This is a genomic window from Moorena producens PAL-8-15-08-1 (genome assembly GCF_001767235.1).
Classification (GTDB): Bacteria; Cyanobacteriota; Cyanobacteriia; order Cyanobacteriales; family Coleofasciculaceae; genus Moorena; species Moorena producens_A.
In genome coordinates this window covers 5084197-5102500 of record NZ_CP017599.1, presented here as the reverse complement: position 1 = coordinate 5102500, position 18304 = coordinate 5084197, and the positions used below count along the sequence as shown (strand labels likewise).

Sequence of the window (18304 nt, the reverse complement as noted above, 5' to 3'; positions counted from 1 at the left end):
TATCAGGGGTGCGCTCTAACCACCTGAGCTAATAGCCCATATCCGAACCATCATTAGTTTGAGAGCCCCGTTCTCTACCCTTCGACCTCGGTTGACCTGATTCCCCCTCTCGCCACTTTGGCGAAAGATTCGGTCTCAGTTGGTCTCCCTGAAAAGGAGGTGATCCAGCCACACCTTCCGGTACGGCTACCTTGTTACGACTTCACCCCAGTCACCAACCCTGCCTTCGGCATCCCCCTCCCATACGGGTTAGGGTAACGACTTCGGGCGTGGCCAGCTTCCATGGTGTGACGGGCGGTGTGTACAAGGCCCGGGAACGGATTCACCGCCGTATTCTGACCGGCGATTACTAGCGATTCCTCCTTCATGCCGGCGAGTTGCAGCCGGCAATCTGAACTGAGGCCAGGTTTGATGAGATTAGCTCCCCCTTGCGAGTTGGCTGCCCATTGTCCTGACCATTGTAGTACGTGTGTAGCCCAGGGCGTAAGGGGCATGCTGACTTGACGTCATCCCCACCTTCCTCCGGTTTGTCACCGGCAGTCTCTCTAGAGTGCCCACCTTCACGTGCTGGCAACTAAAAACGAGGGTTGCGCTCGTTGCGGGACTTAACCCAACATCTCACGACACGAGCTGACGACAGCCATGCACCACCTGTGTTCGCGCTCCCGAAGGCACTCCCAGCTTTCACCGGGATTCGCGACATGTCAAGCCCTGGTAAGGTTCTTCGCGTTGCATCGAATTAAACCACATACTCCACCGCTTGTGCGGGCCCCCGTCAATTCCTTTGAGTTTCACACTTGCGTGCGTACTCCCCAGGCGGGATACTTAACGCGTTGGCTTCGGCACAGCTTGGGTCGATACAAGCTACACCTAGTATCCATCGTTTACAGCTAGGACTACTGGGGTATCTAATCCCATTCGCTCCCCTAGCTTTCGTCCCTCAGTGTCAGGTTCAGTCCAGTAGAGCGCCTTCGCCACCGATGTTCTTCCCGAAATCTACGCATTTCACCGCTACACCGGGAATTCCCTCTACCCCTACTGCCCTCTAGTTCCTCAGTTTCCACTGCCTGCCCAGAGTTAAGCCCTGGTCTTTAACAGCCGACTTGAGGTACCACCTACGGACGCTTTACGCCCAATAATTCCGGATAACGCTTGCATCCTCCGTATTACCGCGGCTGCTGGCACGGAGTTAGCCGATGCTTTTTCCTCAGGTACCGTCACTTTCTTCTTCCCTGATAAAAGAGGTTTACAACCCAAAAGCCTTCCTCCCTCACGCGGTATTGCTCCGTCAGGCTTTCGCCCATTGCGGAAAATTCCCCACTGCTGCCTCCCGTAGGAGTCTGGGCCGTGTCTCAGTCCCAGTGTGGCTGCTCATCCTCTCAGACCAGCTACTGATCGTTGCCTTGGTAGGCCTTTACCCTACCAACTAGCTAATCAGACGCGAGCTCCTCTTATGGCAATAAATCTTTCACCTCTCGGCACATCCGGTATTAGCCACTGTTTCCGGTGGTTGTCCCCGACCCTAAGGCAGATTCTCACGCGTTACTCACCCGTCCGCCACTCCCCCGAAGGGGCGTTCGACTTGCATGTGTTAAGCATACCGCCAGCGTTCATCCTGAGCCAGGATCAAACTCTCCATGGTACTCAAGTTGGTTTTTTTCTCTTCACCGGACTCTCAGTCAACCCTTACAGTTAACTTTGAACCAGTTCGGAATTTTAGGTTTTAGTTTTGGTCAATCTGTCCTATAATGAGTTCAGATTAACCTGAAAATTTCTTGACGAGTAGCGACCGTATATTGGCTCTCAAACTATAGATTTTTCTTGGTTCGGGGCGGTGCGGTGCGCTTGGCTTTCCTCATCGCCATTTACTAATGTAAAGGGTAAAAAAGCGTTTGTCAACCTAAACCCGAAACTTTTTTGGGTATAAATCCTTGAAGCCTACGTATATCAAGGGTTGTGGAATTTTAAAAATTTTTTTTTTAATCCATTTCGGAGGTCTGATCAGGGTAACTGGGGGAAGCTGTCAGGTCACAGGGGTGGGTTCGTTAGAGTTGGGTCGGGAGTCGGGAGTCGGGAGTCGGGAGTCGGGAGTCGGGAGAATGCTTCAGTAATTATTGTGTATTTAGATACATACCTGAACAGGGGCGTGTCGGTCGATCCTGTAAGTGCGAGTTGAGATAACTGCTCCGATGCTCCCGAGTGAAACCGGAAATTCACCTGCCTTTACGGTAATTGTCCGGTTATGTCCAAGATTAATCGGTAAGTAGTGGCTGTTACCATTCAGAGGCAAGATTAATGAAGAGCCCTTTGCACTGGCACCATGAAATCCATTGTTGAACAACTTAGACTTCAATTCACTCAAGCCTTAACTGCTGCCTTCGGTTCTGACGTGGCAGGGGTAGATCCAATGATGGTACCTGCCAGCAATCCCAAATTTGGTGACTATCAGTCTAATGTGGCCTTGGCTTTGAGCAAACGTTTGAAACAGCCGCCAAGAGCGATCGCAGAATCTTTGTTGCAGTATCTAGATGTGGCTGATATATGTCAGAGCCCGACTATTGCTGGTCCAGGCTTCATTAATTTGAGCTTAAAACCTGCTTACTTGGAAGAACGGCTAAGGGAGATTCACACTGACCCACGTCTAGGAGTAGCAGTCGCTTCAGCCCCTCGACGGGTCATTGTTGATTTTTCTTCTCCCAATATTGCTAAAGAGATGCATGTGGGACATCTACGTTCAACGATTATTGGGGATTCGATTGCCCGGATCTTAGAATTTCGGGGTCAAAATGTACTGCGCTTGAATCATGTGGGAGATTGGGGCACCCAATTTGGGATGTTGATCACCTATCTCAGGGAAGCTTACCCAAGTGCTTTGACTACAGCTGATGCCCTGGATTTGGGAGATTTAGTCACCCTTTATCGGCAAGCTAAACAACGGTTTGATGCAGATGAGGAATTTCGGGAGGCATCTAGACTCGAAGTTGTTAAACTGCAATCTGGTGCAACGGATAGCCGCCGTGCTTGGCAACTACTGTGTGACCAATCTCGGCGGGAGTTTCAGATTATCTACGATTTGCTGGATATTAAGCTCACCGAAAGGGGAGAATCCTTTTACAATCCTTTCCTGCCAGAGGTTGTGGACTATTTAGACAAGTCTGGCTTGTTAGTAGAAGACTCGGGAGCCAAATGTGTTTTCCTTGAGGGGTTTACAAATAAAGATGGTGAGCCTCTGCCCTTGATTGTGCAAAAATCTGATGGGGGCTATAACTATGCCACCACTGACTTAGCTGCACTCCGCTATCGGACTGAGCAAGACCAGGCTCAAAGGATTATATATGTTACTGATTCCGGACAAGCAAATCATTTTACCCAGGTATTTCAGGTGGCTCGGCGGACTGGTATTCTTCCGGAAAATGTTGAAGTCGTTCATGTTCCCTTTGGTTTGGTTCTGGGTGAAGATGGCAAAAAGCTGAAAACGCGGTCTGGGGAAACAGTGCGGTTGCGGGATTTATTGGATGAAGCGATCGCACGATCTGGTGCTGATTTAGAATCGAGACTGAAGCAAGAAGGTCGGGAGGAAACTGAGGAATTTAAAGAGCATGTTGCCAAAGTCGTAGGCATGAGTGCAGTTAAGTATGCTGACCTTAGTCAAAATCGTACCAGCAACTATATATTCAGCTTTGATAAGATGTTGGCACTCCAGGGCAATACGGCACCATATATGCTTTATGCCTATGTCCGCATTCAGGGCATTAGCCGCAAAGGGGAGATTGATTTTGAGCAACTGGGAACCGATGCCAAAATTTTGTTGCAAGAAGACGCAGAATTGGTGCTAGGGAAGAAGTTATTGCAACTGAATGAGGTTCTTGGTGAAGTTGAGAAAGAATTGATGCCGAATCGCCTTTGTCAGTATTTGTTTGAACTGAGCCAGAAGTTTAATCAATTCTATGACCAATGCCCTGTACTGAAAGCCGAAGAACCCAAGCGGACATCCCGTCTGCTGCTATGTGATTTGACTGCTAGAACTCTGAAACTGGGATTGTCTTTACTGGGAATTCAGGTACTGGAGCGGATGTAGTACAGTTAACTATCTCAGCTATCAGCCAAGGTCAAAGGCTGATAGCTGAATACTTACGTACATCTTTATTAGGACAACTATCTGAATAACTCTACTTCAGCATCAGCTAGTTCACGACACTAGTGTTCGAGCCACAGGGTGAGATAATGGTTTGGTTTTGACCACAATTTCCACATCTTGACCGAAAGCGTTTAAGAAGCGAAACAGCCGCACAATTGAAAAACCAGCCAACTTACCATTGATAAGTGCGGACACTTTAGGCTGATCTACTCCTAAAACCTTGGCCGCCGCCGCTTGTGTCATACCCTGGTTGGCAATAATACTACTAATCTTACGAGCCAGTTCTGCTTTAACGATTAATTCATCAGAGTTTTCTAAACCTAAATCGGCAAACACATTACCACTACTAGCTTGTACTTCAATTTCTTTTACCATAATTACTACCTCTACTCGTTAGTGTAATGTTGTGAGTAATGTTCTCTGGCTCTTTTTAACCTGGCTTCAATTAATTCCAGCTCTTGCTTGGGTGTGGCGATACCTTGCTTTGATTTCTTTTGAAATGTATGCAGAACATACACTACACCTTGGAGTTTTACGGTGTATACACCCCGATAAGTGTCTCCATCAAAGTTGTCAATAACTTCGAGTACACCAGCACCTTTCAATCCTTTGAGGGGTTTAGCACCGGGATGTTTGTCTCCACATTGAGCTAAGTACAAGGCATAACCGATCACTTGCTGAACTTCTGAGGGAAATTTTTTCAAATCTTCCAAGGAACTGCCAACCCACTCTACAGGTTTTAAGGACACATCCATGTGATAAATATGCCAATTATAGCATGCTAATTACCAGTGTCCTAATTATCGGTTTCTACAATGAACAGGGTGTATAAGATCACTCCCCATAGCAGTAACACAAACCACTCGAAAGTGGCAAAACCTGCAAACATAGGGCGCAGTTCAACTAAAATTTGCTCGACTCGACGATATAGAGCCATAATCTAGGGCGTGTCTGCAAACTGTTGTATGCTAAGTAAAAAGACCCACGGAAGTAGCACAAAAACGAATGGAGATTGCTAACAGAGGCGAGTTAACCGACGAACAGTGGGAAAAGCTTAAGCCCTTATTACCACCTCAAAAAGCTTGGACAGGAAAACCAGCACATGACAATCGTTCCATCATTAATGGGATTCTCACCGATCTTGAGAACAGGCGCACCCATAAGAGATTTACCTCCGGATTACGGAATTCACAGTACAGTCTCCAGTCGGTTCTACCGATGGCGAAAAGCTGGTATTTGGGATCAAATTTGGGCAGGTCTTCAACAAAAAGCTGATGTCGAAGGGCTGATTGATTGGGAAGTCCATTAAGCCTACAGTACCGTAGTCAGAGCACATCAACATGCGGCTGGAGCAAAAGGGGGCAAGAAAACCAAGCTAAGCGGCGTAGTAAGGGAGGTTTTTCTACAAAAGTCCACAAAGCGAGCGGAAGGATTTGGAAAACCAATGGTTTTTGTCCTAACATCAGGTGAACGTCATGACACCATTGCTTTTGATGACTTACTGACTGGAGGAAAGTAAGCGCGAATTGGAAGAGGAAGACCAAAAAGTCGATTTCGCTACTTTAATGGTGATAAAGCTTACAGTAGTCAAGCAATTAGAGAAAAACTGCGTTTTCAGCGATGCAGCGCGGTCTTGGGGGTTTCCCCCATGAGCGACTGCATCAAGACAGGGAGCAACCCCTGTTATTCCCCCCGAAAAGCAATGAGAGAAAACGAGAACGTTTCAATCGTGGTCTGTATAGAGAACGAAATCGAGTCGAACGACTTATTAATCGCCTATAGCTTAATCGACGAATTGCAACTCGTTATGAGAAATATGCCATCAATTATCAAGCGATGTTGACTATTGCCTCTATATTACTCTGGCTTTAGTTGAAATCTTCTTTCTACTGTTGTAGGTGATATCGATCACAGTTCCATGGTGATCTTTTAACTTTGCAGACACGCCCTAACTGGCTGAGTTTTGCTGATTCAGCCAGTTTGGAAGATTCTCGTCCCTAGGCGCGATCGGGGTGTTCTTGTCTTAGGGGTAATTCAAGCACTCAACCGACCACAGAACTTCGCACTGTCCAGTATCAATAGATTGTAGCGATTTGAAAATTAGTGAGTAAAGGATTTGACAACTGCTATAAGTTATTGATAATCTGCTTCTGATATTCCTCCTCACTCATCATCTCTTGGGTACTCTCGACTCGGTCTAAAAATACAATTCCCTCAAGATGGTCATATTCATGCTGGAATATCCTGGCTACAAAGTCTGTTAATTGTTGCCGCTGACACTGACCATACCGATTAGTATACTCCACCTCAATTCGAGTATACCTGGGTACTAACCCTCGAATTCCGGGAATACTCAGACACCCCTCCCAGTCCTTAACCATGTCAGTATCATGACTAATAATGGCAGGATTAATCATAGCCGTTGGTTCCATCAACGGTGCGTGGGGATACCTTAAATTCGGACGAGACGCTACGATAAACAAACGATAGGATTGAGATACTTGGGGTGCTGCAATGCCAACCCCATTGGCCGCTGTAGCAGTTGCTATCAGGTGATCAATCAGTTGTTGAAGGCGTTCATCTAGCAAATTATCTACTCGGTTAGTGTGCTGCCGTAAAATCGGGTTACCTAACTGAGCAATTTGTAGTGTTTCACTCGCCATAGTAAAAGCCAAACGTCTATATCCGTCAAGCTTATTCGATCAAATGCTCAAACAGTACCTTCATATGCTGAAAATCGGTAAACCGTTTTGGGGGGTTGGATATAGGGAAAGGAATTTTTATTCTTTTGGTCTGGGCTGTTGCTCATGACATCCAGCTTAGAAACCATTGACTACGGTAGAAGAAAAACGGTGAAAATTTCCCCAGAACAACTATGGATTCAGGTATTAGAACGTCTCAAACTACAACTGAGTCAGCCCACCTTTGAAACTTGGCTCAAGACAACTAGCGCTCAAGAGCTTGACAATAACTGTTTGCTGATTCGCACTCCCAATCCCTTTTCCAGAAATTGGTTGCAGAAGTATTACGTTAAAACAATTGCTGATGTCGTGGAAGATATTTTAGGTCAACCAGTGGAAATTCACTTCACAACAGCTACAGGAGACAATAACTCAATGACTGGTGATGTTGACTTTTCCTGGTCATTTCCCGTAGCCACTAATCATTCCGAAAATACCTTTAAAAACCAGCCAAGACGGTCTAAGTTAAATCCTAAGCATGTTTTCTCTCGGTTTGTGGTTGGTCCTAATAATCGCATGGCTCATGCTGCATCTTTGGCGGTAGGGGAGTATCCAGGACGGGAGTTTAACCCTCTGTTTCTTTGTGGTGGTGTTGGTTTAGGCAAAACTCACTTAATGCAGGCAATTGGTCATTACCGCTTGGAGAATAACCCAGACTCTAAAATTTTTTATGTTTCTACTGAGCAGTTCACTAATGATTTAATTTCTGCTATTCGCGAGGATAGTCTCCAGAGCTTCCGAGAACATTATCGGACAGCTGAGGTACTTTTGGTAGATGATATTCAGTTTCTTGAAGGTAAGGAATATACTCAGGAAGAGTTTTTCCACACCTTCAATACTTTGCACGAAGCTGGTAAACAAATTGTCTTGGCATCAGACCGTCCTCCTCATCAGATCAATAGCTTGGAAGAACGCCTTTGTTCCCGCTTTTCTATGGGGTTAATCGCTGATATTCAGCCACCGGATTTAGAAACCAGGATGGCTATCTTGCAAAAAAAGGCAGAGGACGAAAATATACGTCTATCCCACGACGTAGTTGAGTATATTGCTGCTAGCTACACCTCTAACATTAGAGAATTAGAGGGAGCTTTAATTAGGGCGGTGACTTATGTATCGATTGCGGGGTTAGCGATGAATGTCGAAAATATTGCCCCGATTTTGAACCCACCGACCAAGAAGATTCAGACTTCTCCTGAAGTGATTTTAAGTACTATATCCGATACGTTTAATCTTTCAGTGGAAGACTTAAAAAGTAGCTCTCGGAGGCGAGAAATTAGTTCGGCTAGGCAAATTGGGATGTATCTGATGAGGCAGCATACAGAATTGAGCCTACCCCGAATTGGGGAAGAATTTGGTGGCAAAGACCACACGACAGTTATGTACAGTTGCGATAAAATTGCTCAGCTGCGGGAAAAAGATGATGAGTTAGCTCAGAAACTTTCTCAGTTAAGCGATCGCATAAATCTAACAGCCAGGAGTCAAAACCAAAAATAAAGCTTGTTTATAGCAATTATCAGCGACGTTTGAGGTACTTTTGTCCTGGCGTTTAGGGAGCAGGGAGTAGGGAGTAGGGAGTAGGGAATCGGGAATCGGGAATCGGGAATCGGGAACAGGGAAAAATACTCTTTACCTGATTAGGCTAGAAAGCGATATTTTAATTAACGTTTTTTAATTAACGTTTGTTAATTAACGGCTTGAGCTTGATGCTATGATCGAGTTTACTGCTATAATATATAGCTTCTGAGTATAAATGCTCTGTGGAAAAATCACCGAATTTTTCCACAACTTTTTCCACACATGGATTACTAGACCAATTAGTATAGCGCTATTGTTTTTGAGTAAGCTATCAGCCTATGGGCTACGCGCTGCATCCCTACTTGAGGTGCTATTATAGTCATTTCAATTTAGATTGAGAGCTGATTTGTAAACTCGCTGTAATCCTTGTAGGATAAGGCTTGCGCTAAAATAGAACAATTGAACTATTTAATACCCAAAAGACAATCATAGCAAGGTTTTCAGGCTTCTTAATATTTACTTTACAAATTAGCTCTGAGACAACTCTTTATTGCTATGAAAGGGTTTCAGCCGAAAAAGTGTTCCATTGTTATTTGAAATGACTATAGCTGACTACTGACCACTGACCGCTGACCACTAACCACTGACCGCTGACCGCTGACCACTGACCACTGACCGCTGACCACTGACCACTGAATACTGACCACTGACCACTGAATACTTAGGTTTTTGAGGTGGTTTTGTAGAAACATTACTAATCGAGTACTATAGTTTTTTGCGAAAGCTAGACCCATTAGAAAACCAATCATGAAACTGGTTTGCAGTCAAAGTGACCTCAATACAAACCTTTCACTAGTGAGTCGGGTAGTCCCTTCTCGCCCTACTCATCCTGTGCTGGGTAATGTTTTGTTAGAAGCAGACCAAAAAAATCAGCGGGTGCTACTAACTGCTTTCGACCTTAGCCTGGGTATCCAGACTAGCTTTAAGGCTGACGTTGAGAAAGGAGGGGAAATTACCCTGCCAGCAAAACTCCTTAATGATATTGTCTCCCGTCTACCTTCAGGGGAAATTACTCTAGAGGATGATGGTAAAGGTACAGACAGTGATAGCCTGATTGTGACCTTAACCTCAGCTACTGGACGTTATCAGGTTCGAGGAATGAGTTCTGAGGAATTCCCGGAACTGCCGGAAGTTAACGCATCCGTTGCGGTTCATCTTCCTGTAGAAGTCTTAAAGATTGGATTGCAGGGTTCTTTATTTGCCACCAGTTCTGATGAAACTAAGCAAGTGCTGACGGGGGTTCACCTTACTGTAAAGTCGGACAACTTGGAATTTGCTGCTACCGACGGTCACCGACTAGCAGTTGTGGAAACTAATCGGAGAATACAGGAAAGTGCCACGAATAAAGCTACTCAAAAATTGGATGATCATGATTTCCCCCTAGAATTTACTTTACCAGCTAGAGCGTTACGGGAGTTGGAGCGGATAGTATCTAAGGCTCAAGCTCAGGATACTATTGCGATTCAGTTTGAACCTGGTCAGATTGTTTGTCAAGGGGGAGAACAGCGTTTAACAAGCCGAACTTTGGAAGGACAGTACCCTTCCTATCATCAGCTGCTTCCCAAACACTTTGAGCGTCAGATCATTCTAGATCGCCGTCAATTACTCAGTGCAGTAGAACGGATTGCAGTGTTAGCTGACCAGAAAAATAATATTGTCAAGTTTAATATTGACAGTGTTAACCAACGGCTTAACCTCTCGGTAGAGGCAAAGGATTTGGGTAATGGTCGGGAGTCAATGGAAGTAGAAATATCGGGTGATAGTTTGGAAATTGCTTTTAATGTTAAGTACTTAATTGATGGCTTAAAGGCGCTTTCTAGCTCTGAGATTTCAATGCATATGAATGAAGCTAATAGTCCTGTAATTTTTAAGCCTCTAGGGGGATTGAAGATGACTTATTTGATTATGCCAGTGCAGATTAGGAAATAGGTAAGCATATGCGCTACGCGCAGGCTACGCCAACAGCGGTCAGCGGTCAGTGGTCAGCGGTCAGCCCTTAGCCCTCAGGGAGCATGTTACTTATGGAAAACATTTGTATTAAGGTAATGGGTAATGGGTAATGGGTAATGGGTAATGGGTAATGGGTAATGGGTAATGGGTAATGGGTAATGGGTCTGAGGGGGAGCATGTCCAGGATGAATATTTGTACATTATCTATAGCCCCCTCATGGGTTTAAGCTTGCTCTACTGGAAAATAGTACTAATGTTTTAGCAAAGCAAGACCTGCTCCCCAGCCCTCAGCCTTTAGCTGATAACTGATAGCTGATAGCTGATAGCTTAGCTACCGACTGCTTTCTAAATTATAGATTTAACTGCTAAACTAGTTATTTTCCAAGGCTCTATCTTAACTACTTTTTCATCAGGTGATGGTTCTGATACACTAATCGGTCTTTCTAATAAATCAACTGGGTGAACTACTTTTAATCCCAAATCACTCACCAAGGATAAATTCGCTGACTCCCCATGAGATTCATAACACCTGAGAATCCATTGTTCAGGGATATCTTCAGATTGTTTAAGTGTCATCAAAATTAAAGTCTTGGCTGACAAGTTTAATAGTTGTCCGGTTGATGGTAAAGAAGGTCTACTATTATTACTGACATTATTACTGACAACAGAACTATTAGCGGGAGACCAAAGTGAACTTAGAAATGCTAAATTAAGTTGGTATGCTAGCTTAACCGTATCTGCAGAACGCCAACTGCCTTGATGAGGATACAGAGCATAGGTGAATTGGTGGATGCCTTGATCAGTTTCAGGATCAGGCCAAGTGGGAGAGCGAAGCAATGTTAGACGTAATTGGGAAGCCTGGGCATCATAGCCGTACTTGCAATCATTCAGCAAACTGACACCATAGGTTTCATCACTCAAGTCTGCCCAGCGCAGAGCAGGTACTTCCCATTTAGCTTGCTCAGCAGGGGTTTGGGGTCGAGTAGAACGTTGAATTACCCCACAAGGCATCTCATAGGACACATAATCGGCATCAATGGCTAATGGAAAAGCAGCTTTGACTAATACATGGCGTTCTTGCCAGTCTACGGTAGTGGCAATTTTGACCACTGGAGATTCCGCTGAGAGGATATAGTCCTGACAAAATTGCGATCGCATCAGCCGACGCACCACTCGCAAACGCTGACGCAATACTCCGGTTTCAATCCACTCGATCCCGATCAGCTCAGTGCTCGGCAAAGGATGGTCAGCATAATTTGGGTCTATATTCCATGCATCCCAATATTGACCACTATCCTCAAAAGCTTGTAGCTGATTTCCACGACCACTAAGCACTTCCCGCTGATTAACCTGATCGAAGACACTACTCAACTCTCCAGTTTCTCGGTCTACCACCACTCGTAGGTATTGATTCTCTAACACGAAATCTTCAATCGGGAGTTGGGAATCGGGAATTGGGAATCGGGAATCGGGAGTCGGGAGTCGGGAATCGGGAGTCGGGAATCGGGAATGGGGAATCGGGAATCGGTTACTGGGACGTAGCTCTAACTTCAAGTGCTCAGTATTGCTGCACAACCAAAAAACACGATATCCTACCGAAGGAATATTACTGGCTAGAAACAGCAATTCTATTTGAGAATAGGAGAGATTGTGATTGTTATTGTCATGGTTTTGGATTTGCTGGGCTTGATCGTGGCTAACTTGAGAGACTATCTTTTCCCCAAAACAGTCATACACTTCCCATTCGATTGACCCGACCGGTATAGAAACAGGTAACGAAATAGCTAAAGAAATAGCAATTACTTCTGAACGCTGCCAATTGAGAGGATTAAAGACAATAATGGCTTGAGCATTAGGTTTCGGTGGTGGTGGCAGGGTGATCTTGGATGCGATCGCATTTAATGATTCCTCCAATATCTCCCCCGTCACCTCCTCGACTTCCTGCCAAGCCTGATTAGCGTCTACAAAGACTTCCGGAATCGATGTTCCTGGTAAGATGTCGTGGAACTGATTAAATAAGACCTTTTTCCAGGCTTCCTCCAGTTCAGTCTTAGGATAGGCTTGTCCTGTCGCAATGGTTTTTAGGGCAGCAAACAGTTCGGCTTGGTACAATAACCCCTCACAACGACGTAGATAGCGCTTTTGGTCAGCGTGAGTGGTATAGCAACCGCGATGGAATTCTAGATAGAGTTCATCATTCCAAACCGGAATCTCTTTAGTGGTTTGGCTTTGGCCTTTCCCCCCTCCGCTGTCCTCTGTTCTGATTTCTTCTTCCCCCAAACTTCCGACACTAAGGTTCTCAATACCACCTGCAACCTTGGCCAAAAGGCCACGCTTCGCGAACAACCTGCTAACCTTGGCCAAAAGGCCACGCTTCGCGAACAACCTGCTAACCTTGGCCAAAAGGCCACGCTTCGCGAACAACCTACTAACCTTAAACAAATAGTCACTGGCGGTGGTAAATTCCAGCTTTGGGAAGAATGGGGATTTCTGCCAACGCCTTGCTACTTGTAACATATCCCTGGTGGGACCACCACCATGATCTCCCACACCAGGTAACCAAAACGCATCCTTGAGTGAGGTTTGAATTTCCCAATCAATGGCGTAGCTTGCCATAGTAATGGGATTTGTATCCATAACACCAGCAACGTTAGGGGGAGACATCAGGCTGAAGATTTGGCTGCCATCGGGAGACTGCCACCAGAAAGCACCATAGGGAAATTTTGTGGTATCGTTCCACTGCAGCTTCTGGGTCACGAAGTAGTCAATTCCACCCTGTTTGAGTAATTGCGGTAGTTGCCAACAGAAGCCAAAACTATCGGTTACCCATGCCACAGTTGTTAACTGACCGAAGGTTTTCTGGACGTAACGTTGAGCATAGAGGATTTGTCGGACAATTGATTCACCATCAATTAAGTTTAATTCCGGTTCTACCCACATCCCTCCCACAATTTCCCAACGACCAGCAGCCACTTGTTGTTTAATTGCTTTAAATAAATCAGGGCGATGCTGTTCTATCCAGGCATAAAGAGCAGGTGTAGTATGGCAAAAGGTGAAATCTGGAAATTCTTGCTGTAGCTTTAATACTGATTCAAAGGTACGCACAGCTACGTCCCAGGTCTCGCTCACTGGCCATAGCCAAGCCAGATCAAGGTGAGCATGACCTAGCATTTGGATAGAGTTTTGACTATTTTGAATTCTGAAGTTTGAATTCTCAATTGTACTGAGTTGTTGGCGCAATTCGGTAAGCGATCGCATAAATTCTGTCCGCTGTGACACCATTTCCCAATCAATCTCAGCCACAGCCTTAGCTAGAGTCGCTAATTGTTCTGGGTCAAAACTAGCGCTATAGTTTTGTAAGATAGTCAATTCATCAGCGACAAAGCCTGGATCGATATCATCATTGGTGGCTTCGTAGAGGATTTGCGATCGCATTAATCCGCCGATATCATGACCAGGACTAACCAACCTTAGGGCTACGGCAAACTCTTGCCCTGGCACTACTGTTGAATTGAGCAGCATCCGTGTGGAGGAATCAAACAAATCCCCCTCTTGTAGGAGCTGACCGTTGACAAAAATCTGAGCCGATTCTGCCCACCATGTCAATACCAAACGTAATCCTAAGCCTGATAAAGGATAGCGCTGCAAATCCTGGGGCACTAGGAATCGTTGACTCAACCAGATCACTTGTCTGCCAGCAGACCAAGTAATGTAATCCTTTTCATTGCGTTGGGCTATTGACCACTTCTCCCAGGTCTGTGGTTGAGTGGCCACAGGGTAAGGAATATCTCCGTTACAGTATCGCCAACCCTGCTGAACATTGGTTTGAGTTAAAGCACGGAGTTTTGCGATCGCATCATTAATACCATCAATAATCTTAATCTGATCCATTTTATTTATAGCAATTCTACGACTGGTGAGGTACACAATTTCTAGATTTTAGGGAACAGGGAACAGGGAACAGGGAACAGGGAACAGATAAGAATGAAAGCAATGCGCTGCATTAAGAGGTGCGACCCGTAGCGAATTTAATTCGCCAACGGAAAGCGCACCTAAAAGGAAATCCAAGTCAAAGAATACTGTACCTCATGAGTCCTATAAACGCTATAAGTAATTTAAATAAGATTAGTCAAATTGTCGCTAAAATCAATGGCACCGACTATGATTAATTTGTTATTGGTGGTTTATTGAAAGTTATAGCGCTACGCGCAAAGCAAGAGGCATTCATGCTAGAGGCAAAGGTGCCCTTGACCTATGAAGAATTAAATTCGCCACGGGTCGCACCTAAAAGTTGACTACAAAAGCTTTTGAGCTTGTATCAATGTCAAACAGCTTAATCAGTAGTGCGATGAGCGCTAGCCGTCAACTGTCAACCAATAACCAGTTCCTGGTATAGATGCAGCTTAAATGTCTATCAGGCTGATAAGCGCGTTTGTATTTTAGATGTAAACCTAAAAGGTCTTTTTTTATTGGACAATAAAACTGAGGAGCTCTTTCCCCTCTTGCCTATTGCTAGCATGCCTTTTGCCTTTTTCAAGAATTCGTGTGTTCACAACTGAGATACAAACGCTATAGCTAATCCCTTACCCAAACAATAACCATCATGTCTTCCCCTGCCAAAGGTCCCTATCGCAGTAGATTGTTTAACTTGATCAATCGACAATCTCAACGGTTTGCTGACCAAATTCAACGTACAATACGCCATTTAAAGGTTGCAGGGGTATGGGGAGGACAAATTTTACTTTATCCGGTTTACCTACTGGTGCAAGCTAGTTTATCCGCTGGGCGTCAAATCTCCTCTTCGGTAAAAGCTGGATTGCCCCAATTAGGGACATTTAGCCACGCGCAGCCCCAAGAAACACCGCCAGAAGCAGATACAGCAATTCAGCGAGTTTTACAAGAGTTGAACCTTGGCAAGTTTACCCTTGAACTTGATCTAGAGAACCTAAAACCGTCGAACGGACAACCTGTAACCCTAAATAACGGGCAACCTATCCTAATCGAACGGCAAAGGGGAACATACCTAAATAACGGGCAACCTGTAGTAAGCCTAAATAATGGGCAAGCTGTAACCCCAGGACAATGGGCAACCCCAAATCAAACCCCAGCTCAAACCCCAACCAATGAGCATATGCTGATTCAGGGAGTAGCTTGTTTATTGGACAACAGGGGTCTAGTGCTGGTGACAGTGGAAAATCAAATTCTGGATATATTGACACCCCAGCAGCAGCAAAAACTAACATCCAGAATCAGCTGGGAGGTGGCTGACTTACTGCGTAAATGGCGTTTAGCCCACTCGTTAGAGGGCAAAAAAGCATCCCCTTCCCTTGCTACCTTAGATCACCCCCCTATTTTTCCACCGATCAGGCTATTCTGGCGATTGATGGCGTGGGTGCAAACTAGTCCTGTAGCGATCGCAATTAATCTGTTCGGGGAATCGAGGATCATTCGAGCTGTTTCCAAGGGTCAATCAGCCACCTCTAATCACCGACAACTTAAACTCAAACCATTCCAGCTATCACCTTCTAGCCCAATTCAAGACCTATTAACTTTCCTGGATAACAAATTGCTGGAACTGGAATCACACCAATTAGTACAACGATCGGAAGTGGTGGTTAAACTGAGTAAGCAAATCCCCCTAACCCTTCGCCAGAGTACTAATCAGCTGATTCAAGCCCTACAAAAACCATTTATTAAGCCTAATAGCTCAGAGGAGGTAACCGCAGGGTCTGACACTAACCGACTTAAACTCTTAAGCTTAATCTATGCTGCGGTTGACTATTTCTTTGGTAGCAAATCATCTAATTTTAGTTTGACTGGTTCCTCAGAACAATCCGAAATTACTTCTGGTTCTGGAGAGGGTTTACCAGGAGCAAACAGCAATGATTTATACCCAGAAGCCCATCAGCTATCAGAAGATAATTCCCCTCCACTTTCCCCGTCATTAAAACCATCCAACTCAACACCATCTCGGTCTAAATCAGATGAATCTGACCCTTGGTTATCCTATAACGATTTATGGGGCAACCCAGATGGATATGACCACTCGCAAAATTTATCTTCCTCAACCTCCAACTCCGGAAATCAGGCAGAATTACCGGTTGCTAATCTTCAATCTAGACATCAGTTACCAGAAGGATTCAACAGCAAGATTCCTGTGAAGTTAGAAAAGTCTATTTGGACCCTCTTTAAGCGATACCTGAACTTACTAAAGGCTCCAGGTAAGCTGATTATCTCAAGAAATAAATCCTCAAATGTTCAACCCAAACCATCCATCACCCAGACTAAAAATTCCAGGACTGAAAAATCACCAGACCTGTCCCAAATTCAGGATAATTTAGAAAAAACTACTCCCCAAAAATCTAAATATCCACCTCTAGCAGTTGTTAATTCGGGTAACAGCAAGCTTAAAGAATTTAAAGGAGAAGAAAATAGTGCGATCGCTAACTATAGAAACGATAGTGATGTAGAGCCAGATCAAGACTGCATTGACACTAAAGCAACTCCAGAAGGATATATTAAGCATCCTTTAGAACGAGTGTTAGAGTGGTTAGACATCACCATGCTTTGGATAGAAGAGTTAGTGGTTAAAATTTGGCGGTTGCTGCAACGGTTGTGGCCATTTTGAATAGAAGGGAATAGGGAATAGGGAGTAGGGAGTAGGGAGTAGGGAGTAGGGAGTAGGGAGTAGGGAGTAGGGAATCGGGAATCGGGAATCGGGATCCTGTTCCCTGTTTCCGAAAACCAGAAACTCTGTACCTCACCACATTGAAAACCGCTAGATCAGCAATCAGCAATCAGCAATCATTGTGGAACGGGCATCTTGCCCGTTGCCTGCTGCATGTTTACTGCCGCCCACGCTAAGGGAACAGGAATAACTTAGGTAAAAACATTCCTGTGTTTTCCTTATACACTTTATAGTCAGCCGCAAAACTACTAGCTAAAAATTTAGCTTCTTCTTCGCGAGCAACTTGATAGTAGGGAACAAACATTACTACTACTGTGATTATTAGCCAGAGTTGATTACTAACAAAAACACCAGCTAGCACAGAAAGCAGGTAGGATGTGTAAAAGGGATTACGAAGGAATTTATAGGGGCCAGTGGTAATGATGTGGTTTGGTAAATCATCGGAATAGCAAAGAGACAAAGGCTTTTCCTTAGTTGTTTTAACTGCCCACCAAAACAAAACTAATGAGATGATATAGATACTCAGTCCCATTAACCCTAGGATTAAATTGGTTTCTTCAGTAAGAACGATCGTACTGACCTGTATAACTATTAATAGTGTCCATAAAAAAAACAGAATCCTCAAACCATTTGGAGTGCCGTTAGGCCGAGTAAATAAAGCAACGCCTGCCCAAGAAAAACTTATCAAACAAGTTGTGAATAAGAGTAGGGCACAAGATTTTAATACTAGCATGATGTTTTATTTAGTAGGGTTTTTGGCATGATCACTTTTACGTCCAAATAATTTATGGTTAGAGATAGCATCAATTGCTGGAATAGCTCCAGTAATCAAATTTAGTCAATGTATAAGCATTCAGCTATCAGCTATCAGCTAAAGGCTGACGACTGACGACTGACTGCTGACTGCTGAATGCTTAGTATGTCAATTCCTAGGATTCTTCATCCATCGGATTATTATTCCCCACATCAAAAATAATTATAAATTCCGCATCAGGCATTAATCGCTTCAGAGCCCACAAATGTCCCTCCGCATCCGACCGGTTGCGGAAGCGAGCAACAACAACTCGCTGCATTTTCGGTAACAGCCGCATGACCACCCATGGATGAAGGCGTTCAGAATAGGTCATTATGAAAGTATCTCCTTGTGATTGGGGAGCCAGAGCTAGCCCGCCGAAAGTCCAAAATCTACGGGCTAGCTCTTGACTCTGGGCG

The 18304-nt window shown here is 44.7% G+C and carries 14 protein-coding genes, 1 tRNA gene, 1 rRNA gene and 1 pseudogene (1 of these 17 cut by a window edge); 5 read left to right on the top strand and 12 right to left on the bottom strand.

The window, feature by feature from the left end; genetic code table 11:
• From BJP34_RS18710 to BJP34_RS43690, 3 genes are all read right to left on the bottom strand, one after another.
• Positions 1-38: transfer RNA gene (locus tag BJP34_RS18710), tRNA-Ile, on the bottom strand (it extends 36 nt beyond the left edge of the window).
• A 114-nt stretch (positions 39-152) separates the two neighbouring features.
• Positions 153-1642 (bottom strand): 16S ribosomal RNA (locus BJP34_RS18705).
• 386 nt (positions 1643-2028) lie between these two features.
• Entirely contained in the window at positions 2029-2217 is a 189-nt protein-coding gene (locus BJP34_RS43690; RefSeq protein ID WP_158517301.1) for a hypothetical protein, read from the bottom strand.
• A gap of 103 nt (positions 2218-2320) precedes the next feature.
• Between BJP34_RS43690 and argS the strand changes: the two genes are divergently transcribed.
• A complete protein-coding gene (argS, locus tag BJP34_RS18700) occupies positions 2321-4078 on the top strand; it encodes an arginine--tRNA ligase (protein WP_070393644.1) in 1758 nt (585 codons plus the stop codon).
• Between the two features lie 111 nt (positions 4079-4189).
• Here argS and BJP34_RS18695 read toward each other — a convergent pair whose 3' ends face one another.
• The 3 genes from BJP34_RS18695 to BJP34_RS43685 are packed head-to-tail and all read right to left on the bottom strand — an operon-like array spanning position 4190 to position 5075.
• Positions 4190-4513, bottom strand: coding sequence for a helix-turn-helix domain-containing protein (locus BJP34_RS18695; protein ID WP_070393643.1), 324 nt, complete (start codon positions 4511-4513; stop codon positions 4190-4192).
• 11 nt (positions 4514-4524) lie between these two features.
• Entirely contained in the window at positions 4525-4893 is a 369-nt protein-coding gene (locus BJP34_RS18690) for a type II toxin-antitoxin system RelE/ParE family toxin (RefSeq protein WP_070393642.1), read from the bottom strand.
• A 41-nt stretch (positions 4894-4934) separates the two neighbouring features.
• The gene (locus BJP34_RS43685; protein WP_158517300.1) at positions 4935-5075 is read right to left on the bottom strand and encodes a hypothetical protein; all 141 of its coding nucleotides are present in this window, start codon (positions 5073-5075) and stop codon (positions 4935-4937) included.
• A 68-nt stretch (positions 5076-5143) separates the two neighbouring features.
• Here BJP34_RS43685 and BJP34_RS37170 point away from each other — a divergent pair.
• Positions 5144-6010: pseudogene (locus BJP34_RS37170) on the top strand (IS5 family transposase).
• 254 nt (positions 6011-6264) lie between these two features.
• Here BJP34_RS37170 and def read toward each other — a convergent pair.
• Positions 6265-6801 (bottom strand): peptide deformylase, encoded by a 537-nt coding sequence (gene def, locus BJP34_RS18680; protein WP_070393641.1) that lies wholly within the window; start codon positions 6799-6801, stop codon positions 6265-6267.
• 189 nt (positions 6802-6990) lie between these two features.
• Between def and dnaA the strand changes: the two genes are divergently transcribed.
• A complete protein-coding gene (gene dnaA, locus BJP34_RS18675; RefSeq protein WP_070396755.1) occupies positions 6991-8373 on the top strand; it encodes a chromosomal replication initiator protein DnaA in 1383 nt (460 codons plus the stop codon).
• Positions 8374-8996: 623 nt separating this feature from the next.
• On the opposite strand, the gene BJP34_RS43680 is transcribed toward dnaA, so the two are convergent.
• The gene (locus BJP34_RS43680) at positions 8997-9146 is read right to left on the bottom strand and encodes a hypothetical protein (protein ID WP_158517299.1); all 150 of its coding nucleotides are present in this window, start codon (positions 9144-9146) and stop codon (positions 8997-8999) included.
• A 55-nt stretch (positions 9147-9201) separates the two neighbouring features.
• Here BJP34_RS43680 and dnaN point away from each other — a divergent pair, with 55 nt between their 5' ends.
• Positions 9202-10383, top strand: a complete 1182-nt coding sequence (gene dnaN / locus BJP34_RS18665; protein WP_070393639.1) for a DNA polymerase III subunit beta — start codon at positions 9202-9204, stop codon at positions 10381-10383.
• Positions 10384-10749: 366 nt separating this feature from the next.
• Here the strand turns inward: dnaN and BJP34_RS18660 are convergent, their stop codons facing one another.
• Positions 10750-14295 (bottom strand): alpha-mannosidase, encoded by a 3546-nt coding sequence (locus BJP34_RS18660; protein WP_070393638.1) that lies wholly within the window; start codon positions 14293-14295, stop codon positions 10750-10752.
• 712 nt (positions 14296-15007) lie between these two features.
• Here BJP34_RS18660 and BJP34_RS18655 point away from each other — a divergent pair.
• The gene (locus BJP34_RS18655) at positions 15008-17032 is read left to right on the top strand and encodes a hypothetical protein (protein ID WP_070393637.1); all 2025 of its coding nucleotides are present in this window, start codon (positions 15008-15010) and stop codon (positions 17030-17032) included.
• Here the strand turns inward: BJP34_RS18655 and BJP34_RS45685 are convergent.
• From BJP34_RS45685 to BJP34_RS18645, 3 genes are all read right to left on the bottom strand, one after another.
• Complete coding sequence (locus BJP34_RS45685) at positions 16992-17168, bottom strand: hypothetical protein (protein ID WP_168166516.1); 177 nt, start codon at positions 17166-17168, stop codon at positions 16992-16994. The two genes, BJP34_RS18655 and BJP34_RS45685, sit on opposite strands and share 41 nt — an antisense overlap.
• A gap of 96 nt (positions 17169-17264) precedes the next feature.
• A complete protein-coding gene (locus tag BJP34_RS47625; RefSeq protein WP_229424472.1) occupies positions 17265-17624 on the bottom strand; it encodes a methyltransferase family protein in 360 nt (119 codons plus the stop codon).
• Positions 17625-18021: 397 nt separating this feature from the next.
• Positions 18022-18219: a hypothetical protein gene (locus tag BJP34_RS18645; protein WP_070393635.1), complete on the bottom strand. Its 198-nt coding sequence runs from the start codon at positions 18217-18219 to the stop codon at positions 18022-18024.
• Positions 18220-18304: the final 85 nt, after the last annotated feature.